We start from the raw sequence: 20,377 nt of genomic DNA on the forward strand, positions 1-20,377 counted from the left end.
GCCCGGGGTTGCTACGCGCCAGTACGCAAAGTGATCTAGGTTACTGCCGTACTCGACCGCACCGCCCGCCGCACAGCCAGGAGCGCCATGCCTGCCAACCACGACGCCAGCTTCGTCGACACGATGCCTGCGAACGTCGCCGTCCAGTTCTTCGACCGTGTCGCCAAGTCCTCGACCTCCGAGGCCTACCGCTTCCCGGTCGGCGAGGCCTGGGAGTCCGTCACCTGGGCCGAGGCCGGCGACCGCGTCACCGCGCTCGCGGCCGGCCTGCTCTCGCTGGGCATCGAGACCGAGCAGCGTGTCGGGATCGTCTCGGGCACCCGCTACGAGTGGATCCTCGCCGACCTGGCCGTCATGTGCGCCGGAGCGGCGACCACCACCGTCTACCCGAGCACCAACGGCGAGGACACCTCCTACATCCTCAGCGACTCGGGCTCACGGGTGGTCTTCGCCGAGGACGACGAGCAGCTGGAGAAGCTGCGTGCGCACCGCGACGAGCTGCCCGAGGTGGTCAAGGTCGTCACCTTCGAGGGCACCACCGACGGTGACTGGGTCATCGACATGGACGCCCTGGCCGAGCTGGGCCGCGCCTACCTGGCCGAGCACCCGGGGATCGTCGAGGAGACCGCCCAGAAGATCCAGCCCGACCAGCTCGCCACGCTCATCTACACCTCCGGCACCACCGGCCGGCCCAAGGGCGTGCGCCTGGTGCACCGCTCGTGGGTCTTCGAGGGCGAGGCCATCCGGGTCCAGGACCTCCTGCACGAGGACGACCTGCAGTTCCTGGGGCTGCCAATGGCGCACTCCTTCGGCAAGGTGCTGCTCTCCTCGCAGCTGGCCTGCGGTTTCGCCACGGCCATCGACGGGCGGGTCGACAAGATCATCGAGAACCTCGCGGTCGTGAAGCCGACCTTCATGGGCGCGGCCCCCCGCATCTTCGAGAAGGCCTACTCGCGCATCCACATGATGCAGGCGGCCGAGGGCGGGGCGAAGGAGAAGATCTTCACCAAGGCCTTCGAGGTCGGCGCCAAGGTCGACGAGCTCAAGCGCCAGGGCAAGTCGGTCCCGCTGCCGCTGAAGCTGCAGCACGGGCTGTTCGACAAGCTGGTCTTCAGCAAGGTCCGCGACCGCTTCGGCGGCCGGGTCCGCTTCTTCATCTCCGGGTCGGCGGCGCTGAACTCCGAGATCGCGCAGTGGTTCCACAGCGCCGGCATCCTCATCCTCGAGGGCTACGGCATGACGGAGAACGCCGCCGGCGCCACGGTGGGCCACCCCGACGAGTACCGGATGGGCACCGTCGGCAAGGCGCTGCCCGGCGCCGAGGTGCGCATCGGCGAGAACGACGAGGTGCAGCTGCGCGGCCCCCACGTCATGCAGGGCTACCACAACCTGCCCGAGGAGTCCGAGAAGACCTTCACCGAGGACGGCTGGCTGCGCACCGGCGACAAGGGCAGCCTCGACGCCGAGGGCTTCCTGACCATCACCGGTCGCATCAAGGACCTCTTCAAGACCTCCGGCGGCAAGTACATCGCCCCGTCGGCGATCGAGGCCAAGTTCAAGGCCCTGTGCCCCTACGTCAGCCAGTTCATGGTCTTCGGCAACGAGCGCAACTACGTCGTCGCGCTGGTCACCCTGGACCCCGACGCGATGGCCGGCTGGGCCGAGGAGAACGGCATGGCCGGCAAGGACTACACCGAGGTGGTGCGCTCCGAGCAGGTCCAGCAGATGATCGGCGGCTACGTCGAGCAGCTCAACGCGAAGCTCAACCGCTGGGAGACCATCAAGAAGTGGGACGTCCTCGACCACGACCTGACCATCGAGTCGGGTGAGCTGACCCCCTCGATGAAGGTCAAGCGCAACGTCGTGGAGTCGAACAACAAGGAGAAGATCGCCAGCTTCTACAGCTGAGCCAGCCGCTCGACCAGGGCCCGTTGCACCCCCGACCCGGGGTGGGCGGGCCCTGGGCCGTCCGGGCCTGGCGCGTCCGGGTCCCACCGGGATGGGGGAGGATGGGCCGATGCCCTCCACCCCGCTCGACGGCGAGCCCGTCCCCTCCGACGGGTCGCTGCCCGAGGCCGCCCTCGCCGAGCTCGGCGAGCGGGCCTTCGGCCTCTACGTGCACGTGCCGTTCTGCACCGTGCGCTGCGGCTACTGCGACTTCAACACCTACACGGCCGAGGAGCTCGGGCCGGCCGGCGGCGCGCCCGGGGCCTCGCGGGCGACCTACGCCCAGGCGGCGGTGGCGGAGGTGCGCCGCGCGCGGCGGGTCCTCGGTGAGCGCGACCTGCCGGTCTCGACCATCTTCTTCGGCGGCGGCACCCCCACGCTGCTCAGCCCCGAGGACCTCGGCTCGGTGGTCGCGGCAGCCGAGCAGGAGTTCGGGCTGGCCCCCGACGTCGAGGTCACCACCGAGTCGAACCCCGACTCGGTCGACGCCGCCTCGCTCGAGCGGCTGCGCCAGGTCGGCATCAACCGGGTCTCCTTCGGCATGCAGTCACAGGTGCCGCACGTGCTCGAGGTCCTCGACCGCACCCACGACCCGCGCCGGGTGCCGGCGGTGGTCGAGTGGGCCCGAGCCGCCGGCATCGAGCAGGTCAGCCTCGACCTCATCTACGGCACGCCGGGGGAGTCCCAGGCCGACTGGGCCACCTCGGTCGAGGCCGCGGTGGCCTGCGAGCCCGACCACGTCTCGGCCTACTCCCTGATCGTCGAGGACGGCACCGCGCTCGCGCGCCGGGTGCGCCGCGGCGAGCTGCCGATGCCCGACGAGGACGACCTGGCCGACAAGTACGCCCTGGCCGACGAGCGCCTCGTGGCCGCCGGGCTGGGCTGGTACGAGGTGTCCAACTGGTCCACCGGCGCCGCGACCCGCTGCCGGCACAACCTGCTCTACTGGACCGGCGGCGACTGGTGGGGCGTGGGCCCCGGCGCGCACTCCCACGTGGGCGGCGTGCGGTGGTGGAACGTCAAGCACCCCGCGGCGTACGCCGACCGGATCGGCGCCGACCGCAGCCCCGCGCAGGCCCGCGAGGTGCTCGGGGCCGAGGACCGGCGCGTGGAGCGGGTGCTGCTCGAGCTGCGCCTGCGCGAGGGGCTCGACGTCGGCGTCCTCGACCCGGCGGGCCGCGCGGCGGTGCCGGGCCTGGCCGCCCGGGGGCTGCTCGTGGAGCGGGCGGGCCGGGTCGCGCTCACCGAGCGGGCCCGGCTGCTCGCCGACGGCGTGGTGCGCGAGCTGCTCAGCTGACCATCCGGATCGTCAGCGGGTAGCGGTACTCCCCGCCGTCGGCCGTGCGCACCGAGCCGAGGATGGTGAAGACCAGCCACAGCACGCCCACGACGGCGAGCAGCAGGATGCCGACGAGCACCAGGACGAGGACGGCCGAGACGGTGGCGTAGATGAGGATGGAGAGCTGGAAGTTCAGCGACTCGACCGCCTGGCGGCGCACGTAGGGCGAGGTCGAGCCCTTGAGCAGCAGCACCAGCAGCGGGCCCAGGAAGGCCATCGCCACGAACGCGCCGACCAGCGCCGACCAGTGCGCGGCGCCGCCCCAGGTCTTCTCCTCGGGGGTCAGGCCCCCGAACTGGCCGGGGTGCGCGTCGTACGGCGGCTGCGGCTGGCTCACGGGGTCTCCTCGGTGACGAAGTCGATCAGCTCCTCGACCCTACCCAGCAGCGCGGGCTCGCAGTCGCCGAAGGACTGGACCCGGCCCAGGATCTGCTTCCAGGCCCGTGCGATGTCGGCCTGGTCGCGGTGCGGCCAGCCCAGGTGCTGGCACACGCCCTTCTTCCACTCGATGCTGCGCGGGATGGTGGGCCACTCCTGCAGGCCGAGCCGGTCGGGCTTGACGGCCTGCCAGATGTCGACGAAGGGGTGGCCGACGATCAGCACGTGCTTGCCCACGGGGGAGCGCACGATGGCGTCGGCGATGCGGCTCTCCTTGGAGCCGCGCACCAGGTGGTCGACCAGCACCCCGACGCGGCGCCCCGGCCCGGGCCGGAAGTCGCGCAGGTGGTCGGCGAGGTCGTCGACGCCGCCGAGGTACTCGACCGCGACGCCCTCGATGCGCAGGTCGTCGCCCCACACCTTCTCCACCAGCTCGGCGTCGTGGCGGCCCTCGACGAAGATCCGGCTGGCCCGCGCCACCCGCGCCTTGGCGTCGTGCACCGCGATGGAGCCCGACGCGGTGCGGGTCGGGCGCGCGGGGGCTGCACGGACCACCGGGGCGGTGAGGATCACCGGGCGCCCCTCGAGCAGGAACCCGGGACCCAGCGGGAAGGTGCGCCGGCGCTGGCGCCGGTCCTCCAGGGTCACGGTGTCGAGGTCGCGGTCGACCTGCACCACCTCGCCGCAGAAGTCGGTCGTCACCTCCTCGACCACCTCGCCCAGGGTCGCGGGTGTCTCGGTGGCGCGGCCGCGCTTGGGCGCGCGCCAGTCACCGGACAGGACGTCGTGGCCGTATCGGTCGCTCACCCGCACGAGGCTAGGAGAGCGCACCGACGTCGCGCGGCGGGCGCGCCGGTGGTGACCCGCCCGGGGTGTCGCACGCGTCACGCCCCGTCGTCACGCCCCGTCGTCGTCCCCGTCGTCGTGCTCGTCCCCGTCGTCATGCTCGTCCTCGGGCATCTGCTCGGCGCGCTTGCCCTCCTCGAGCAGGTGCACGTCCTCGCCCGCAGGCAGGCCCTCGGCCAGCGGGTTGTCCTCGGAGGCCACCAGGTCGTCGGGCAGCTGCTCGTCGCCGATCGAGGTCGGGTGGGGGGACTCGGTCTCGTTCTCGCTCATGAGGTGACGCTAGTCATGCGGCGGCTCCGGGTCACCCACCCCCAGGTGACCCGGCCCGAACTTCGCCTCGACCCGGCCCGAACTTCGCCTCGACCCGGCCCGGACCGTCAGATCAGGGGGAGGCGCTTCTGGCTGCGGGGGAGCTGCTCGTAGCCGCGCCGCACGGCCGCCTCGAGGTGGCGGGGCTCCCAGGGCCACTCGCCGGCGGCGAGCGCCTCGTCGACGGGGACCCCGCGCCCGGCCAGGTCGCGGATGGTCTCGGCGACGATGCCGAGCTCGTTGCGCTGCACCTCGACGAAGTCGCGGTCCACCACGGCGCCGTGGCCGGGCACCACGGTGCTGGCGCCCGTGGTCAGGCCCAGCACGATGTCGAGCGAGAGCGGCCACTGCATGGGGAAGCTGTCGGCGCCGAGCGACGGCGGCCCCGACTCCTCGACCAGGTCGCCGGCCAGCAGCACCTGCGCGTCGGGCACCAGCACCACCAGGTCGCCGGCGGTGTGCGCCGGGCCGGGGTGGACCAGCTCGAGGACCCGGTCGCCGAGGTCGAGCACGGTGGCCGAGGAGAAGGTGCGGTCGGGCAGCACCACCTCGGTGGCCAGCACCTCCTCGCGGCGCGGGTCGTCGGCCCCGCCCGCGTGGGCCGCCGCCGTGTCGGCGACGCTCGTGGCCTCGAGGCCGGCCACCGCGCCCTCGTGGGCGTGGATCGGCACCTCAGGGTCGGCCTCGCGGAAGGCGACGTTGCCGAAGGCGTGGTCGAAGTGGGCGTGGGTGTTGACCACGGCCACCACCTCGCCGGCGCCGAGCCGGCGTACGTCGTCGAGGACGCGCCGCCCGGCGGCGGCCGAGCCGTGGGTGTCGACCACGACCAGCCCCCGGTCGCCGGCGACGACGCTGACGTTGACGTCGTACCACTCGTGCCGGGCCACCCAGACCCGGTCGGCGACCTCGGAGAAGACCATGACCTCACCCTAGGGGCGCGGCGATGCCCTCCCGCAGCAGCCTGCCCAGCTCGACCGTGCTCGATGCCCGGCGCGGGAAGCGCAGGCGCACCTGGTGGGCCCCTCCGGGGTCGATCCACTCGAGGGTGAGCCCGCGCGCGTCGAGCTCGCGCAGCCGCACCGCGACGAGGTCGTCGAGCGGTGTGCCGGTCGAGGCGGCCACGCTGCGGCGCAGGTCGTCGTGGTGGTGCTCCTCGACGTGCTCGAGGCTGCGCTGCAGGTAGCCGCGGTTGAGCTGGTGGGCGGGGGAGAGGTAGTCGGCGAGCGGCAGCTGGTGGCGATGCCCGGCGAGGGTCACCAGGGCGGCGGCCGGGTCGAGGCCCACGACGAGGTGCTCGTGGTCGCACGAGGCGCAGGCGGCCGTCTCGAGGGGGCCCAGCCTGCCGGTGAGCACCAGCGCGTCCCCCGCGCCCCCGCGCACCGCGCCGACCAGTCCCAACCGGGCCACCGAGCGGGCCGCGGCGGCCCGGGCCAGCGGCGAGCCGGCCTCGCAGGTCAGCGTGGGACGCCCGCCCATCTCGCCCAGCACCACGTCGTCGAGCGGCAGCGGAAGCCGGTCGATCTCGAGGTCGGCGGTGGCGGGGCACGCCAGGATGCTGCGCGCCGCGGCGGCGACGGCGTACGACGCGGGGCCGACGAGCGAGGAGAGGTCCATGAAGATTAGGTAAGCCTAACCTTCACTCGCCGTCAAGAGGTGAGCAGCGCCCGGCCGGCCTTGTAGGATTGGCACTCCGCGACCACGAGTGCCAACCTCGTGGTCGGGTGACGGACCAGAGGCCGGAGGAGGCGACGTGCAGGAGGACCGCAGGCTCGCCGTGCTCCGCGCCATCGTGGAGGACTACGTCCACACCGAGGAGCCGGTCGGCTCGAAGGCGCTCGTCGAGCGCCACGGGCTCGGCGTCTCGCCGGCCACGGTGCGCAACGACATGGCGGTGCTCGAGGACGAGGGATACATCACCCAGCCGCACACCAGTGCCGGGCGGGTGCCCACCGACAAGGGCTACCGGATGTTCGTCGACCGGCTCACCACGGTGAAGCCGCTCAGCTCGGCCGAGAAGCGCGCGATCTCGAGCTTCCTCGACGGCGCCGTCGACCTCGACGACGTCGTGCAGCGCTCGGTGCGGCTGCTCTCGCAGCTGACCCGCCAGGTCGCGGTGGTGCAGTACCCCACGCTCTCGCGCTCGACGGTGCGCCACGTCGAGATCGTCGCGCTCGCCCCCCGCCGCCTGCTCGTGGTGCTGATCCTCAGCACCGGGCGCGTGGAGCAGCGCCTGGTCGAGCTCGGCGCCGACCTCACCGACGACGCCCTGGCCGACCTGCGCCAGCTCGTGCTGCGCGCGGTCACCGGCCAGACCATCGCCGAGGCGATGACGGCCCTGCGGGGGCTGCCGCCCGCTGCCGCCGACCCGGCCCGGCCCGAGGCGGGCAGCGCCAGCGGTCCGGTGGTCGAGGTGCTCCTCGACGCCCTGGGCGACGACCGCTCCGACCACCGCATCGCCGTCGGCGGGGCGGCCAACCTCGCCCGGTACGGCGACTCCTTCGACTCCGCGGTGCGTCCCCTGCTCGAGGCGCTCGAGGAGCACGTCGTGCTGCTCAAGCTGCTCGGCGAGGCCGGCACCGGCGGGCTGGTGACCGTGCGGATCGGCGCCGAGGGCCCCTACGAGGAGCTCGCCTCCACCAGCGTCGTCTCCACCGGCTACGGCCCGCCCGACGAGTCGCTCGCCACGCTGGGCATCGTCGGGCCGACCCGCATGGACTACCCCGGCACGATGGCCGCGGTGCGAGCCGTGGCCCGCTACGTCTCCCGCATCCTCGACGAGGCCTGAGCCGCCCCGCCGCCCCTCGAAGCACCAGCACACCGCAGCACCCACCCAGCACCAGCCAGCACCCAGTCAAGACTCCGTTAGGAACATGGTGAGCCAGGACCTCTACGACATCCTCGGCGTCTCCCAGGACGCCGACGCCGACGCCATCAAGAAGGCGTACCGCAAGCTCGCGCGCCAGCACCACCCCGACGTCAACCCCGACCCGGCCTCAAAGGAGAAGTTCGGGGACGTCTCCCGCGCCTACGAGGTGCTCTCCGACCCCCAGAAGCGGGCCGCCTACGACCGCGGCGGCGACCCGTTCGGCGGTGCCGGGGCCGGTGGTTTCGGCCAGGGTGCCGGGTTTTCCTTCACCGACATCATGGATGCCTTCTTCGGAGGCAGCGGTCAGGGCGGTGGCCAGGGCCGTGGTCCGCGTCCGCGCGTTCGCCGCGGCCAGGATGCGCTGATCCGGCTCGAGATCGACCTCGCGGAGGCCGCCTTCGGCGTGGCCCGCGAGATCAAGGTCGACACCGCGGTCAGCTGTACCACCTGCGGTGGCGACGGCGCCGCCCCGGGCAGCCACCCGGTGCCCTGCGAGACCTGCCGCGGGCAGGGCGAGGTCGCCCACGTGCAGCGCTCCTTCCTCGGCGAGATCCGCACGCTGCGCCCCTGCGCGGCCTGCCGCGGCTTCGGCACGGTCATCCCCGAGCCCTGCCGCGAGTGCTCCGGCGACGGGCGGGTGCGCTCGCGCCGTGCGCTGACGGTCAAGATCCCCGCCGGCGTCGACACCGGCACCCGCGTGCAGCTGGCCGAGGAGGGCGAGGTCGGTCCGGGTGGCGGGCCCGCCGGCGACCTCTACGTCGAGATCCACGTCGCACCCCACGACGTCTTCACCCGCCAGGGCAACGACCTGCACTGCACGGTCACCGTGCCGATGACCGCCGCCGCCCTTGGCACCACCCTGACGATCCCGACCCTCGAGGCCGACGTGGCCTCCGAGGACAGCGACCCCGAGCTGGAGACGTCCTTCGAGCTCGAGGTGCGCCCGGGGACCCAGTCGGGCATGGAGCAGGTGCTGCGCGGGCGCGGTGTCCCCGGCCTGCGGGGCGGTCGCGGCGACCTCGTCGTGACCGTGGCCGTCGAGACGCCCGGGCGCCTCGACGCCCGCCAGGAGGAGCTGCTGCGCGAGCTCGCCGCCCTGCGCGGCGAGGAGGCCCCCGACGGGCAGGTCCGCCCGGGCGGCGCGAAGTCGGTCTTCGGCCGCCTGCGCGACGCCTTCAACGCGCACTGAGCCGTCGATGACGCTCCCCGTCCACCTCGTGCCGAGCCTGGAGTCGGCCACGCCCGGCTCCGCGGTCACCGTCGAGGGCGACGAGGCCCACCACGCGGTCGCCGTACGCCGCCTGCGCGTGGGCGAGCAGGTCGTGCTCACCGACGGCCGCGGCCGCTCGGTGGTGGGCGAGGTGACCTCGACCGGCAAGCGGGTCTTCGACGTCGAGGTCGTCAGCGCCGAGCGGGTGCCCGAGCCCACCCCGTCGCTGACGGTGGTGCAGGCGCTGCCCAAGGGCGACCGGGGCGAGCTGGCCGTCGAGGTGCTGACCGAGGTCGGGGTGGCGCGGGTCGTGCCCTGGGCGGCCTCGCGCTCGGTGGCGGTCTGGAAGGGCGAGCGGGCCGCGAAGTCGCTGGCCCGCTGGCGCTCGACGGCGCGCGAGGCGGCCAAGCAGGCCCGCCGGTCGTGGCACCCCGAGGTCGACGCGCTGGCCGGCACCGCCGAGGTGGCCGAGCTGCTGCGCGGCGCCGACCTCGCGGTGGTGCTGCACGAGGACGCGACCGAGCCGCTGTCGGGCGTCGCCGTGCCGCCCCGTGGCAGCGTCGTCGTCGTGGTGGGCCCCGAGGGCGGCGTCTCGCCCGAGGAGCTGGCCGCCTTCACCCAGGCCGGCGCGCGCGTCGTACGCCTGGGCGAGGAGGTGCTGCGCACCTCGACCGCCGGGGTGGTGGCCTGCGCCGCGCTGCTGGCGCGCACGTCCCGCTGGTCCTGACGACCCGGTTCCCGCCCGGGGGCGCGCGGTCCTAGTGTGGGGTGCCGCCGGTCACGTCCATGGTCGGCCGAGGCACCTGTCACCAGCGTCCTGGGAGGTCTGATGAGCGCGTCCACCGCCGTCGAGGAGGAGAAGCGCCGTGGCGCCTTCTCGTCGCGCCGGGTCTTCATCCTGGCCGCCATCGGCTCGGCCGTCGGGCTGGGCAACATCTGGCGCTTCCCCTACGTCGCCTACGAGAACGGCGGCGGGGCCTTCGTCATCCCCTACCTGGTCGCGCTGCTGACCGCGGGCGTGCCGTTCCTGCTGCTCGACTACGGCATCGGCCACAAGTTCCGCGGCTCGCCGCCGCTGTCGTTCGCGCGGATGCGCCGCGGCGCCGAGGGGCTGGGCTGGTGGCAGGTCGGCATCTGCGCAGTCATCGCGATCTACTACGCCGCGGTGCTGGCCTGGGCGGTGCGCTACGCGTTCTTCTCCTTCACCAAGGCCTGGGGCGCCGATCCCGAGACCTTCTTCCTGGTCGACTTCCTGCAGGTCAGCGATCCGGGCGTGACCGCTGACCCCGTGGCGGGCGTGCTGGTGCCGCTCGTGGTGATGTGGGCGCTGGTCATCGGACTGCTGGCGCTGGGCGTGCAGAAGGGTGTCGGCGCCACCGCGATGGTCTTCATCCCGGTGCTGGTGCTGAGCTTCGGCGCGCTGGTGGTCGCCTCGCTCTTCCTGCCGGGCGCCGGCAGCGGCCTCGACGCGCTGTTCACGCCCAGCTGGAGCGCCCTGGCCGAGCCCACCGTGTGGGCCGCGGCGTTCGGCCAGATCTTCTTCTCGCTGTCGATCGGCTTCGGCATCATGATCACCTACGCCTCCTACGTGCACCGCCACACCGACATGCCCGGCTCCGGGCTGGTCGTCGGCTTCTCCAACTCCGGCTTCGAGCTGCTGGCCGGCATCGGCGTCTTCGCCGCCCTCGGGTTCATGGCCCAGGACAGCGGCCAGGCCGTCGGCGAGGTCGCAGGAGACGGTGGCGTGGGGCTCGCGTTCATCGCCTTCCCGGCGATCATCAACGAGGCCCCGGCCGGCGCCCTGATCGGCGTGCTCTTCTTCGTCTCGCTGGTGCTGGCCGGCATCACCTCGCTGATCTCCATCACCGAGGTCGTCATCTCCGCGGTGCGCGACAAGTTCGAGCTCGGCCGGGTGGCGGCCACCCTGCTGGTGGCGCTGCCGATGGCCATCGTGAGCGTGCTCTTCCTCGGCACCACCAGCGGGCTGTACGTGCTCGACATCGTCGACCACTTCGTCAACCAGTTCGGCATCCTGCTGGTCGCCGTGGTCTCGATGGTCGTCGTCGTGTGGGGCCTGCGGGCGCTGCCCCAGCTGGCCGCCCACCTCAACGACCACAGCTCGGTGCGCATCGGGCTGTGGTGGCGCGCGCTGGTGGGCGTGGTGACGCCGCTCGCCCTGGCCTACGTGCTCGTCGACGCGTTCGTCACCGACGTGCAGACGCCCTACGAGGGCTACCCGACCTGGATGCTGGCCGTCTTCGGCTGGGGGTCGGCCGCCGCCGTGGTCGTCATCGGCTTCGTGCTCGCGCGGCTGCGCTGGCGCTCGGCGACGGCGCTGGACGGCGCGACCTACGACACCGACGCGAGCGAGGAGGTGCAGCGATGAGCACGACGGCGATCGTGATGATGGTCGTGGCGATGCTGGTGATCTGGGGCGGGCTCGCCCTGGCGATCCTCAACCTCACCAGGTCGGCCGAGACCCCGACGACGCGCGAGGTCCACCGCGACCTGTAGTCGCGGCGGCCCCGCGGCGGCGTACGGGGCCCGGCTCAGCCGACGCGGATGACCTTGGTGTCCTCGAACGGCCCGGGGCCCTCGCCGCCGGACGGGTCGTCGGTCATGGCGGCGAAGGTGTACTCGCCGGGCGCGAGCCCGGAGACGTCGACCTCGCTCTGCCAGGGGTAGAGGCGGTCCATCCAGCCCTCGGCGGTGCTGAAGCCGTCGAGCACGACGGTGCCGGAGGCGTCGCGGACCTCCCACGGAACGGTGGCCTCGAAGGAGGACGCGACGCCGCTCGCGGTGAAGGTGCCCGACACCTCGGCGCCGGACTCGGGGCTGGTGACGCTGACCAGGGAGAGCACGTCGAGCTGGTCGGCGTTGGCCACCCCGCCGTCGGTGTCGATGCCGAACATCGGCACCGCCGGACCACCGGCCTCGCCGACCACCTGCACCGGCGCGCGGCTCTGCAGCGCGCCCTGCACCGTGTAGACCAGCGCCTGCACGGCCAGCCGGGCCTGCTTGCGCGACATGTCGGCCGGCCGGTCGGCCCAGCGGTCGTCTGGCACCTGGGCGATGACCAGCCCGGCCTGCTCGTCGAGGCGGACCGAGGAGAAGCTGCCGTCGACCGGGAAGGCGGCCCGGTAGTCGGGGTCGGCGGGGACCCCGGCGGCGACCATGTCGGCGGCACCCAGCGCCGGGTCGCCGCTGACCTTGCGGAACTCGCGGTAGAGACGCGGGCCCATCGGGCTGTCGCCGACGTAGTAGACCGGCACGGTGCTCGTCTCGCCGGGATCGGGCTCGGCGGTGACGCTCGGGCTGGCGGTGTCGGTGGGCTCGGCGCTGGTCGTGGGCTCGCTCGGCTCGGTGCTGCCGGGGCTGCTGGTGCTGCCCGCGGGGGCCGGGTCGTCGGCACGGTCGCCGCCGTCGTCGCCGCACCCCGCGAGCACGCCCAGCGCCAGGGCCGTGACGGCCGCCCCGGCCAGGGTGCGGTGCAGCGGGCCGCGGCGGCTGCGGCTGGTCTGCTGGCTGGTCTGCTGGCTGGTCTGCTGGCTGGTCATGGTGCTCTCCCTCGTGCTCACGGGACCACGATGGTCCGTGTGTCGGTCATCGGCCCGCCCGACTCGCCGTCGGAGGGGTCACTGGTCATGGCCACGAACGTGTAACGGCCCGGCTCGAGGCCCGAGACGTCGATCCGTGCCTCCCACGGGTAGAGGCGCTCCATCCACCCCTCGGCGGTGCTGAAGCCGTCGAGCACCACGGCACCGGTGGCGTCGCGCACCTCCCACGGCACGGTCGCCTCGAACGACGAGGCACGCCCCCGAGCGGTGAAGGTGCCCTCGACCTGCTGCCCCTCGGCGGGGTCGCTGATGCTGACCAGGGCCAGCACGTCGAGGTCCTCGCCCTGGGCCAGCGGCTCCGCGACGGGTACGCCGAGGAGCTGGTCGGTGCGCTCGCCGTCGAGCAGGAGCTGCACCGGGGCCGCCGAGCCCACGGCGGCCTGCGCGGTGCGCACCACCTGCTCCACGGCCAGCGCGGCCTCGGCCGGGTCGAGCCCGACCGGCCGCAGACGCAGGTCGCCGGCGAGGTCGACCGTGACGAGCTCGGCGTCCCCGGTGGCCCCGGTGAGGGTCGCGCCGGTGCCGGCCCAGGGGGAGCGGTAGTCGGGGTCGTCGGGGTCGCCCTCCACCGCCGCGCGGACCGCGGGGGCCAGCGGCACGAAGCCGTCGCCGGGCACGGCCTGGAACTCCCGGTAGAGCCGGGGGCCGCGCGGGGTGTCGCCCAGGTAGTAGACGGCGGCGGTGACGCTCTCGGCCACCGGCGGCGTGGTCGGGGCGGTCGTGCTGGTGGGCGGCGGGTCGGTGCTCGGCGTGGGGGTCGCGGAGGGCCGGTCGGCCGGGTCGGGCGCCGAGGTCGGGGTGGACCCGGGGCCGAGCACCGCGACGGCGGTCACGGCCGCGGCCGCGGCCAGCGCAGCGCCGCCGGCGTACACCCAGCGGCGCTGCGGCCCCGGGCTGGCCGTACGGGCCCGGATCTCGTCGAGCCGGTCGGTGGGCTCGACGTCGTCGACCGCCTCGCCCAGCAGGCGGGCCAGCTCGGCGTCGCGGTCGTGGGTGCTCATGAGGACTCCTCGAGGTACGACGCGAGCAGCTCGCGCAGGCGGGCGGAGCCGCGGGAGGCGTGGCTCTTCACGGCGCCGCGGCTGATGCCCAGCGCGTCGGCGATCTCGGCCTCGGACAGGTCCAGGTAGTGCCGCAGCGCGAGCACCTCGCGCTGCCGCTCGGGCAGCGCCCGCATGGCGTCGAGGACGGCCGCGCGGCGGTCGGCGACCAGGCTGCGCTCGTCGGCCGGGGCCGCGGTGGCCGGCGGGGGCGCGGCGGCGAGGTGGCGCTGGACGACGGCACGGTGGCGCAGGGCCGAGCGGGCGCGGTTGACCACGCTCTGGCGCAGGTAGGCCAGCGCCCTGGCCGGGTCGCGGATGCGGTCCCAGCGCCCGTGCACGGCCACGAAGGCGTCCTGCACGACCTCCTCCGCGGCTCCCACGTCGCGCAGCAGGAGGACCGCGAGCCGCACCAGCTCGCGCCAGTGCGCGGCGTACAGCTGCTCGAGCGCCTCGTCGGCGCTCCAGCGCGCGGGCTCGTCGCTCACGGTGCCCAGGGTGCCGGGGCGTCGTGGGGGAGCGCTCGCATGGGTGGTCACGCTAGTGCGACGCCCGAGGGGCCCTGGGGGTTTACCGCGGCGCGGCAACGGATTTGTGGGACGATGCGTCGCGGGAGGCAACAAGTGAGCGACTGTCTGTTCTGCAGGATCGTCGCGGGGGAGGTCCCCGGCGACGTCGTGCACGTCACCGAGGGGACCGTCGCGTTCCGCGACGTCGCGCCGCAGGCGCCGACGCACGTGCTGGTGGTGCCGCGCACGCACTACGCGAACGCCGCCGAGCTGGCCGCCGGCGACCCCGCGGTGATGAGCGAGCTCGTCACCGCGGCCGCGGCGGTGGCCGCCGCGGAGGGGCACGACGACTACCGGCTGGTGCTCAACACCGGTGAGGGGGCGGGCCAGTCGGTCTTCCACACCCACCTCCACGTGCTGGCCGGCCGTCCGATGACGTGGCCGCCCGGATGAGCGGCGCGACCACCGGTCGGCCCGGCGTACGCCGCCTGGCCGTGCTCGCCCTGACCTGCCTGCTCGCCGTGGCCGGGGTCGTGGCCGGCGTGGCCGTGCTCGGCACCGACGACCGGCGCGACGGCGACCCGGCCAGCGTGCTCTCGCCGGTCGACCCGCCCGAGGTCGTGGCCGAGCAGCTCTCGTCGCTGCCGCCGGGCAAGGAGCTGCCGCTGCGCCGCGGCGAGAAGCGGATGAGCCTGGAGATGACCGAGGAGTACACGCCCTCGGCCCCCAGCGGTGACGGCACCGACGACTACCGCTGCTTCCTGCTCGACCCCGGCCTCGACGAGGACGTGTGGCTGACCGGCAGCCAGGTGGTGCCCGGCAACCCCGAGGTCGTGCACCACGTGATCCTCTTCCGCGTCGAGCCCGACCAGGTCGAGGCGGCGCGTGCGCTCGACCACAAGACCGTCGACCCCGGCTGGACCTGCTTCGGCGGCAGCGGCGTCGAGGGGGCCGCGGCCAACATCTCCGACGCCAGCTGGCTGGCGGCGTGGGCGCCCGGCGGCGACGAGACCCAGCTGCGCGACGGCCACGGCATCCGCCTCGAGGCCGGCACCCAGGTGGTCATGCAGGTGCACTACAACCTGCTGCGCGGCCAGTCGGCCGACCGGTCGGCGACCCGGCTGCGCTGGATGCCCGGCAGCCGCGACCTGACCCCGCTGCACACCTACCTGATGCCGGCCCCGGTCGAGCTGCCCTGCCGGGCCGCGCGCTCCGACGGCCCGCTCTGCGAGCGCGACGCGGCGATGGTCGACCTGCGCCGCCGCTTCGGCGCGGCCGCCTCGACCGCCGACGTGCTGCACCTGCTGTGCGGCGAGGGGCAGGGCCCCTCCGAGACCACCACCTGCACCCGCCGGGTCAGCCAGCCGATGACGGTGCTCGGCGCCGCCGGCCACATGCACCTGCTGGGCCGCGAGATCTCGGTGGTGGCCAACGCCGGCACGCCCGAGGAGCGCACGCTGCTCGACATCGACCAGTGGGACTTCGACGACCAGGGCTCCAAGCCGGTCGAGCCGCTGCGCCTCGAGGCGGGGGAGACCCTGACGGTGACCTGCACCCACCAGCAGTGGCTGCGCGACAAGCTGCCCGCCTTCGCCGGCCAGGAGGAGAAGTACGTGCTGTGGGGCGAGGGCTCCACCGACGAGATGTGCCTGGGCACCCTCCAGGTCGCCTACGACGGCGAGCCGGTCGGACGGTTCTGAGCCGGCCCGGCGGAACCCTCCGCCGGGCGCGCGCGTCGTACCGCCATGTCACTGTCCAGGCTCGTGCGGCTCGCGGTCGGGCTGGTCGCCTGCCTGCTCGTGGTCTCCTGCTCCGGCGAGGGCGCCTCGGCGCCTGCTCCGCCCAGGGCCGGGGCCCCGGCGCCCGAGGGGCACCGGTGGGTCGGTGCCGGGGGCGTGGTGGTGGCCGTCCCGGACTGGTGGACCACCGGCGACACCGAGTGCCTGCTCCCGGTCGAGGACACGGTCTACGTCGAGACCGGCGCCATGACCGACTGCGCCTTCACCGTGCCGCCCACGACCCCCACCGAGGTGTCGTCCCTGGCCGTGGTCGACACCGGCTCGGCGCACGGCTCGCGGCTCCTCGAGGACCTCTCGGTGGACGGGGAGGTCGGGGGCGAGCCGGTGCTGAGCGGTCGGGAGTGCGGATGGCTCGCGCCGCGCGTGTGCCGCAGCGTGCTCGCCGTCCCGTCGCGAGGGGTCGCCTTCGTCGTGCACGTCTCCGACCCCGGTGACGTGGACCTCGCCGTCCTGCGCGGCTCGCTGCGGCTGCAGCCCGACGCCCGGACCACGGTCCCCCTGGCCCTGGGCTCGGGGCGCACCCCGGTGTGGGGGGACCGGCCCGCGACCACCCGATCGTACGCCGCTCTCCTGCGGCGCGAGGGGTTCCGGGTGCGGGTCGTGCCGGCCCCACCGGCCGACGCCGGCGACACCACCTCGCGCGTGGTCCTGCCCCGCGGGGCCCTGCTGGGCATCGAGCCCGGCCCGGGCAGTCCCGTCGAGGAGGGCGGCACGGTCGTGCTGACGGTCGCGCCGTCATCGGCCTGGCAGTAGCCCCGATCGCCCGGGTCGCCCCGTCACCCGGGTCGTCAGGGTCGTCAGAACAGGTAGGCGAGCCGCATCACGGCGAAGACCACCGGCAGCCCGAAGACCACCAGCAGCGCCCACGCGGTCCAGTAGTGCACGCGCTTCGCGGGGTCCAGCCTGCCGCCGAAGTCGAGCAGCGCGCCCTCGGGCGTGTGGTGGGTCAGGCCCATCGCCCGTGCGTGCGGCGGCATCGTCTCGCCGGGGAACCAGTAGGGCGCGGAGTCGTCGTCGTGGGAGTCGGGGTCCTCGTCGTCCCAGTCGCGCAGGTCGTGCTCGCCCCCGGCCATGGCCCCAGCCTACGTCGGGGCCCCTTTACTGAGTGGGTGCTGCTCGGGGCCACGCCGTAGCATGGGAGGCGCTCGACCCACCGTCCCCACGACAGAGAGGCGCCCTCCGGGCATCCATGTCCCACTCCGATGACCGCAGCACCCCCGCCGAGAGCCCCACCAGCGGAGCACGCAGCCACCACACGGTCGTGGTGCCCAACAGCATCGACATGGTCAGCCTGCTGGGTCCCGGTGACGAGCACCTCGCCCTGATCGAGAAGGCCTTCGACGCCGCCGTGCACGTGCGCGGCAACCGGATCACGCTCGAGGGCGACCCGGGGGAGATCGCGCTGGCCCAGCGGCTGCTCGACGAGCTCGTCACCATCATCCGCACCGGTCAGGGCATCAGCACCGAGACCGTCGAGCGGGTGCTGACGATGCTGCGCACCGAGACGACCGAGCGCCCCGCCGACGTGCTGAGCCTCAACATCCTCTCCAACCGGGGCCGCTCGATCCGCCCCAAGACGCTGAACCAGAAGAAGTACGTCGAGTCGATCGACAAGCACACGATCACCTTCGGCATCGGCCCGGCCGGCACCGGCAAGACCTACCTCGGCATGGCCAAGGCCGTGCAGGCGCTGCAGTCCAAGCACGTCAACCGGATCATCCTGACCCGCCCGGCCGTCGAGGCCGGCGAGCGCCTGGGCTTCCTGCCCGGCACCCTGAGCGAGAAGATCGACCCCTACCTGCGCCCGCTCTACGACGCGCTGCACGACATGATCGACCCCGAGACGATCCCCAAGCTGCTGGCCGCCGGCACCATCGAGGTCGCCCCGCTGGCCTACATGCGCGGCCGCTCGCTCAACGACTCCTTCATCATCCTCGACGAGGCGCAGAACACCACGCCCGAGCAGATGAAGATGTTCCTGACCCGGCTGGGCTTCGGGTCCAAGATCGTCGTCACCGGCGACATCACCCAGACCGACCTGCCCGGCGGGACCCGCTCGGGCCTGCGCGTCGTGGAGGAGATCCTCGACGGCGTCGAGGACATCGGCTTCAACCGCCTGACCAGCAGCGACGTCGTGCGGCACCGGCTCGTGGGCCGCATCGTGGCGGCGTACGACGACTTCGACGCCCGCGCCGAGCGCGCCCGACCCGTGCAGGGGAACCGACCATGAGCATCGAGGTCCTCGACGAGTCCGGCCAGCAGGTCGACGTACGCCGTCTCTCCACGCTCAGCCGCTTCGTGATGGACCGGATGCACGTGCACCCGCAGGCCGAGCTGTGCATCAAGGCCGTCGACGAGGCCACCATCGCCGAGCTCAACGAGCAGTGGATGGACAAGGAGGGCCCCACCGACGTGCTGGCCTTCCCGATGGACGAGCTGCGCCCGGGCCTGGTCGACGAGGAGCCCGAGGAGGGCGTGCTCGGCGACCTGGTGCTGTGCCCCGAGATCGCGCGCCGCCAGGGCGAGAGCGCCGGTCACGGCACCGTGGCCGAGGTCGAGCTGCTCACCGTGCACGGCATCCTGCACCTGCTCGGCTACGACCACGCCGAGCCGGAGGAGCACCGCGAGATGTTCGGCCTGCAGGACGAGCTGCTGGCCGCGTGGCGCGCCACTGACGACGCATGAGCGGCGGTGACGTCGGGCTGCTGGTGACGGCGGCCGCCCTGGTCGTGCTCGCGGGCATCTTCTCGGCCGCCGACGCCGCGCTGGCCTCCTTCTCCCACGCCCGGGCCGGTGAGCTGCTCGCCGAGGGACGCGCCGGCGCGAAGCGGCTGATCGGGCTCCTCGACGACCTGCCCCGCTACCTCAACACCGCGCTGCTGCTGCGGATGGCCTGCGAGGTCTCCGCGATCGTGCTGGTCGCCCTGCAGGTCGACGAGCTGATGCACGGGGCGTGGTGGGCCAGCGTGCTGACCGCCATCGCCGTGATGCTGCTGGTCTCCTTCGTGGTCGTCGGCGTGGCGCCGCGCACGATGGGCCGCCAGCACGCCGAGACCGTCGCGCTGCTCTCGGCGGCCCCGCTGAGCCTGGTCACGCGGGTCCTGGGCCCGATCCCGCAGGTGCTGATCGCGCTGGGCAACGCGCTGACGCCCGGGAAGGGCTTCCGGGAGGGCCCGTTCTCGACCGAGTCCGAGCTGCGCGAGCTCGTCGACCTGGCCGAGGCCTCCTCGCTCATCGAGAGCGAGGAGCGCCGGATGATCCACTCGGTCTTCGAGCTCGGCGACACCACCGCGCGCGAGGTGATGGTGCCCCGCAACGACGTGGTCTACGTCGAGAAGCACAAGAACCTGCGCCAGAGCCTGTCGCTCTTCCTGCGCAGCGGCTACTCCCGGCTGCCGGTCGTCGACGAGAACCTCGACGACATCGTCGGGATGGCCTACCTCAAGGACATCGTGCGGCGCGACTTCGAGGCGCCCGACGCCGAGTTCACCGAGCGGATCGAGTCGGTGATGCGCCCGGTGCACTGGGTGCCCGAGTCGAAGGCGGTCGACGGGCTGCTCAAGGAGATGCAGGCGCGTCGCCAGCACATCGCGGTCGTCGTCGACGAGTACGGCGGCACCGCCGGCCTGGTCACCATCGAGGACATCCTCGAGGAGATCGTCGGCGAGATCACCGACGAGTACGACGAGGACGAGATCGAGGTCGAGCACCTCGCCGAGGGCGTCGTGCGGGTCTCCTCGCGCTTCCCCGTCGACGACCTCGAGGAGATCTTCGGCGACGACGTCGAGGAGGAGGACGTCGACTCCGTCGGCGGGCTGATGGCCAAGCACCTCGGGCTGGTGCCGATCCCCGGCTCCTCGGTCGAGGCCCACGGGCTGCGTTTCGTCGCCGAGGACAGCGCCGGGCGCCGCAACAAGATCGTCACCGTGCTCATCTCGCGGCTCGAGCCGGTGCACGACAGCGACGACGAAGAGGACCGCCCCGACAACCGTCGCGACGACAGCCGCGACCACCGAGAGGACGACGAGGACCAGTGAGCACCCCCGCTCCCGCCGAGGATCCCGCCCCCGAGGCGCTGGCCGCCGAGGACAAGAAGCTGGTGACCCTCGCGCGCTCCACCCGGGCCCGCACCCGCGCCGCCGAGGGGGCCGCGGTCCGCGACGCCGACGGGCGCACCTACGCCGCCGCCACCGTCGACCTGCCCTCCCTGCAGGTCTCGGCGCTCGGGGTCTGCGTCGCGATGGCCGTCGCCTCGGGCGCCACGGGGCTCGAGGCCGCCGTCGTGCTGACCGACGCCGACGCGGTGACGTCGCGCGACCTCGACGCGCTGCGCGACCTCGCCGGCAGCGGCGTACCGGTGCATCGCGGGGACGCCAAGGGCGCCCTCGCCGGCACCACCCGCACCTGACCCGGCCCATATCTCGCCCCGACCCGGCGCAAATCTGGCTCTCCTGTCTCTTCCGTGGGTCATGTGCGCCCGGGGAGGGTGGGCCGGTGGCCGCCGAGGTTGAGCATGG

23 protein-coding genes are annotated in these 20,377 nt (G+C 73.5%); 14 read left to right on the forward strand and 9 right to left on the reverse strand.

Going from position 1 to position 20,377, the window contains the following annotated elements:
- Positions 1-87: 87 nt before the first annotated feature.
- Positions 88-1,908: an AMP-dependent synthetase/ligase gene (locus ABKW28_RS10865; protein WP_348609274.1), complete on the forward strand. Its 1,821-nt coding sequence runs from the start codon at positions 88-90 to the stop codon at positions 1,906-1,908.
- Between the two features lie 109 nt (positions 1,909-2,017).
- The gene (hemW, locus tag ABKW28_RS10870; RefSeq protein ID WP_348609277.1) at positions 2,018-3,244 is read left to right on the forward strand and encodes a radical SAM family heme chaperone HemW; all 1,227 of its coding nucleotides are present in this window, start codon (positions 2,018-2,020) and stop codon (positions 3,242-3,244) included.
- Here the strand turns inward: hemW and ABKW28_RS10875 are convergent.
- The 5 genes from ABKW28_RS10875 to ABKW28_RS10895 form a co-directional block, all read right to left on the reverse strand.
- The gene (locus ABKW28_RS10875; RefSeq protein WP_348609280.1) at positions 3,237-3,623 is read right to left on the reverse strand and encodes a DUF4870 domain-containing protein; all 387 of its coding nucleotides are present in this window, start codon (positions 3,621-3,623) and stop codon (positions 3,237-3,239) included. The two genes, hemW and ABKW28_RS10875, sit on opposite strands and share 8 nt — an antisense overlap.
- A complete protein-coding gene (locus tag ABKW28_RS10880) occupies positions 3,620-4,471 on the reverse strand; it encodes a DUF3097 domain-containing protein (protein ID WP_348609283.1) in 852 nt (283 codons plus the stop codon). The genes ABKW28_RS10875 and ABKW28_RS10880 overlap by 4 nt, the downstream gene beginning before the upstream one ends.
- Before the next feature lie 90 nt (positions 4,472-4,561).
- Positions 4,562-4,780 carry a hypothetical protein gene (locus ABKW28_RS10885; RefSeq protein WP_348609286.1) on the reverse strand — a complete coding sequence of 73 codons (219 nt, stop codon included), beginning with the start codon at positions 4,778-4,780 and terminating at the stop codon, positions 4,562-4,564.
- 107 nt (positions 4,781-4,887) lie between these two features.
- Positions 4,888-5,739 (reverse strand): MBL fold metallo-hydrolase, encoded by an 852-nt coding sequence (locus tag ABKW28_RS10890; protein WP_193667402.1) that lies wholly within the window; start codon positions 5,737-5,739, stop codon positions 4,888-4,890.
- 4 nt (positions 5,740-5,743) lie between these two features.
- A complete protein-coding gene (locus ABKW28_RS10895; RefSeq protein WP_348609289.1) occupies positions 5,744-6,433 on the reverse strand; it encodes a DUF2470 domain-containing protein in 690 nt (229 codons plus the stop codon).
- Between the two features lie 136 nt (positions 6,434-6,569).
- Here ABKW28_RS10895 and hrcA point away from each other — a divergent pair, with 136 nt between their 5' ends.
- The 5 genes from hrcA (at position 6,570) to ABKW28_RS10920 (ending at position 11,409) form a co-directional block, all read left to right on the forward strand.
- Positions 6,570-7,604 carry a heat-inducible transcriptional repressor HrcA gene (gene hrcA / locus ABKW28_RS10900; RefSeq protein WP_348609292.1) on the forward strand — a complete coding sequence of 345 codons (1,035 nt, stop codon included), beginning with the start codon at positions 6,570-6,572 and terminating at the stop codon, positions 7,602-7,604.
- Positions 7,605-7,692: 88 nt separating this feature from the next.
- Positions 7,693-8,874 (forward strand): molecular chaperone DnaJ, encoded by a 1,182-nt coding sequence (gene dnaJ / locus ABKW28_RS10905; RefSeq protein WP_348609315.1) that lies wholly within the window; start codon positions 7,693-7,695, stop codon positions 8,872-8,874.
- Between the two features lie 7 nt (positions 8,875-8,881).
- Positions 8,882-9,622: a 16S rRNA (uracil(1498)-N(3))-methyltransferase gene (locus tag ABKW28_RS10910; protein WP_348609295.1), complete on the forward strand. Its 741-nt coding sequence runs from the start codon at positions 8,882-8,884 to the stop codon at positions 9,620-9,622.
- A 102-nt stretch (positions 9,623-9,724) separates the two neighbouring features.
- Positions 9,725-11,281: a sodium-dependent transporter gene (locus ABKW28_RS10915; RefSeq protein ID WP_348609298.1), complete on the forward strand. Its 1,557-nt coding sequence runs from the start codon at positions 9,725-9,727 to the stop codon at positions 11,279-11,281.
- Positions 11,278-11,409, forward strand: coding sequence for a methionine/alanine import family NSS transporter small subunit (locus ABKW28_RS10920; RefSeq protein WP_193667396.1), 132 nt, complete (start codon positions 11,278-11,280; stop codon positions 11,407-11,409). The genes ABKW28_RS10915 and ABKW28_RS10920 overlap by 4 nt, the downstream gene beginning before the upstream one ends.
- Positions 11,410-11,444: 35 nt before the next feature.
- On the opposite strand, the gene ABKW28_RS10925 is transcribed toward ABKW28_RS10920, so the two are convergent.
- The 3 genes from ABKW28_RS10925 to ABKW28_RS10935 are packed head-to-tail and all read right to left on the reverse strand — an operon-like array spanning position 11,445 to position 14,040.
- Positions 11,445-12,473, reverse strand: coding sequence for a Gmad2 immunoglobulin-like domain-containing protein (locus tag ABKW28_RS10925; RefSeq protein ID WP_348609301.1), 1,029 nt, complete (start codon positions 12,471-12,473; stop codon positions 11,445-11,447).
- Positions 12,470-13,513 carry a Gmad2 immunoglobulin-like domain-containing protein gene (locus ABKW28_RS10930; protein ID WP_193667393.1) on the reverse strand — a complete coding sequence of 348 codons (1,044 nt, stop codon included), beginning with the start codon at positions 13,511-13,513 and terminating at the stop codon, positions 12,470-12,472. The genes ABKW28_RS10925 and ABKW28_RS10930 overlap by 4 nt, the downstream gene beginning before the upstream one ends.
- Complete coding sequence (locus ABKW28_RS10935) at positions 13,510-14,040, reverse strand: SigE family RNA polymerase sigma factor (RefSeq protein ID WP_204797316.1); 531 nt, start codon at positions 14,038-14,040, stop codon at positions 13,510-13,512. The genes ABKW28_RS10930 and ABKW28_RS10935 overlap by 4 nt, the downstream gene beginning before the upstream one ends.
- A gap of 135 nt (positions 14,041-14,175) precedes the next feature.
- On the opposite strand from ABKW28_RS10935, the gene ABKW28_RS10940 reads away from it, so the two are divergent.
- From ABKW28_RS10940 to ABKW28_RS10950, 3 genes are read left to right on the forward strand one after another with little or no spacing between them, the layout of a single operon-like run.
- Positions 14,176-14,514 carry a histidine triad nucleotide-binding protein gene (locus ABKW28_RS10940; RefSeq protein ID WP_307823103.1) on the forward strand — a complete coding sequence of 113 codons (339 nt, stop codon included), beginning with the start codon at positions 14,176-14,178 and terminating at the stop codon, positions 14,512-14,514.
- Positions 14,511-15,761, forward strand: coding sequence for a hypothetical protein (locus tag ABKW28_RS10945; RefSeq protein WP_348609304.1), 1,251 nt, complete (start codon positions 14,511-14,513; stop codon positions 15,759-15,761). The genes ABKW28_RS10940 and ABKW28_RS10945 overlap by 4 nt, the downstream gene beginning before the upstream one ends.
- 45 nt (positions 15,762-15,806) lie before the next feature.
- Entirely contained in the window at positions 15,807-16,613 is an 807-nt protein-coding gene (locus tag ABKW28_RS10950; RefSeq protein ID WP_348609306.1) for a hypothetical protein, read from the forward strand.
- A gap of 44 nt (positions 16,614-16,657) precedes the next feature.
- Here the strand turns inward: ABKW28_RS10950 and ABKW28_RS10955 are convergent, their stop codons facing one another.
- Entirely contained in the window at positions 16,658-16,933 is a 276-nt protein-coding gene (locus ABKW28_RS10955) for a hypothetical protein (protein ID WP_341231218.1), read from the reverse strand.
- 209 nt (positions 16,934-17,142) lie between these two features.
- Here ABKW28_RS10955 and ABKW28_RS10960 point away from each other — a divergent pair, with 209 nt between their 5' ends.
- The 4 genes from ABKW28_RS10960 to ABKW28_RS10975 are packed head-to-tail and all read left to right on the forward strand — an operon-like array spanning position 17,143 to position 20,268.
- On the forward strand, positions 17,143-18,090 hold the full coding sequence (locus ABKW28_RS10960) for a PhoH family protein (protein ID WP_348609318.1): 948 nt from the start codon (positions 17,143-17,145) through the stop codon (positions 18,088-18,090).
- Positions 18,087-18,545: an rRNA maturation RNase YbeY gene (gene ybeY, locus ABKW28_RS10965; RefSeq protein WP_348609309.1), complete on the forward strand. Its 459-nt coding sequence runs from the start codon at positions 18,087-18,089 to the stop codon at positions 18,543-18,545. Before ABKW28_RS10960 ends, ybeY begins: the two co-directional genes overlap by 4 nt.
- Complete coding sequence (locus ABKW28_RS10970) at positions 18,542-19,897, forward strand: hemolysin family protein (RefSeq protein ID WP_193667386.1); 1,356 nt, start codon at positions 18,542-18,544, stop codon at positions 19,895-19,897. Before ybeY ends, ABKW28_RS10970 begins: the two co-directional genes overlap by 4 nt.
- On the forward strand, positions 19,894-20,268 hold the full coding sequence (locus ABKW28_RS10975; protein WP_348609312.1) for a cytidine deaminase: 375 nt from the start codon (positions 19,894-19,896) through the stop codon (positions 20,266-20,268). Before ABKW28_RS10970 ends, ABKW28_RS10975 begins: the two co-directional genes overlap by 4 nt.
- Positions 20,269-20,377 lie beyond the last annotated feature (109 nt).

This window comes from Nocardioides sp. 31GB23 (genome assembly GCF_040012395.1).
Taxonomy (GTDB): Bacteria; Actinomycetota; Actinomycetes; order Propionibacteriales; family Nocardioidaceae; genus Nocardioides; species Nocardioides salarius.

Bases quoted from the DNA above. Each gene is read 5' to 3' on its own strand.
- ABKW28_RS10890 (WP_193667402.1), bottom strand. From the start codon at position 5,739: ATGGTCTTCTCCGAGGTCGCCGACCGGGTCTGGGTGGCCCGGCACGAG.
- ABKW28_RS10910 (WP_348609295.1), top strand. From the start codon at position 8,882: ATGACGCTCCCCGTCCACCTCGTGCCGAGCCTGGAGTCGGCCACGCCC.
- ABKW28_RS10970 (WP_193667386.1), top strand. From the start codon at position 18,542: ATGAGCGGCGGTGACGTCGGGCTGCTGGTGACGGCGGCCGCCCTGGTC.
- ABKW28_RS10920 (WP_193667396.1), top strand. From the start codon at position 11,278: ATGAGCACGACGGCGATCGTGATGATGGTCGTGGCGATGCTGGTGATC.
- ABKW28_RS10950 (WP_348609306.1), top strand. From the start codon at position 15,807: ATGTCACTGTCCAGGCTCGTGCGGCTCGCGGTCGGGCTGGTCGCCTGC.
- ABKW28_RS10895 (WP_348609289.1), bottom strand. From the start codon at position 6,433: ATGGACCTCTCCTCGCTCGTCGGCCCCGCGTCGTACGCCGTCGCCGCC.
- ABKW28_RS10945 (WP_348609304.1), top strand. From the start codon at position 14,511: ATGAGCGGCGCGACCACCGGTCGGCCCGGCGTACGCCGCCTGGCCGTG.
- ABKW28_RS10960 (WP_348609318.1), top strand. From the start codon at position 17,143: ATGGTCAGCCTGCTGGGTCCCGGTGACGAGCACCTCGCCCTGATCGAG.
- ABKW28_RS10885 (WP_348609286.1), bottom strand. From the start codon at position 4,780: ATGAGCGAGAACGAGACCGAGTCCCCCCACCCGACCTCGATCGGCGAC.
- hemW (WP_348609277.1), top strand. From the start codon at position 2,018: ATGCCCTCCACCCCGCTCGACGGCGAGCCCGTCCCCTCCGACGGGTCG.
- ABKW28_RS10930 (WP_193667393.1), bottom strand. From the start codon at position 13,513: ATGAGCACCCACGACCGCGACGCCGAGCTGGCCCGCCTGCTGGGCGAG.
- ybeY (WP_348609309.1), top strand. From the start codon at position 18,087: ATGAGCATCGAGGTCCTCGACGAGTCCGGCCAGCAGGTCGACGTACGC.
- ABKW28_RS10955 (WP_341231218.1), bottom strand. From the start codon at position 16,933: ATGGCCGGGGGCGAGCACGACCTGCGCGACTGGGACGACGAGGACCCC.
- ABKW28_RS10915 (WP_348609298.1), top strand. From the start codon at position 9,725: ATGAGCGCGTCCACCGCCGTCGAGGAGGAGAAGCGCCGTGGCGCCTTC.
- ABKW28_RS10865 (WP_348609274.1), top strand. From the start codon at position 88: ATGCCTGCCAACCACGACGCCAGCTTCGTCGACACGATGCCTGCGAAC.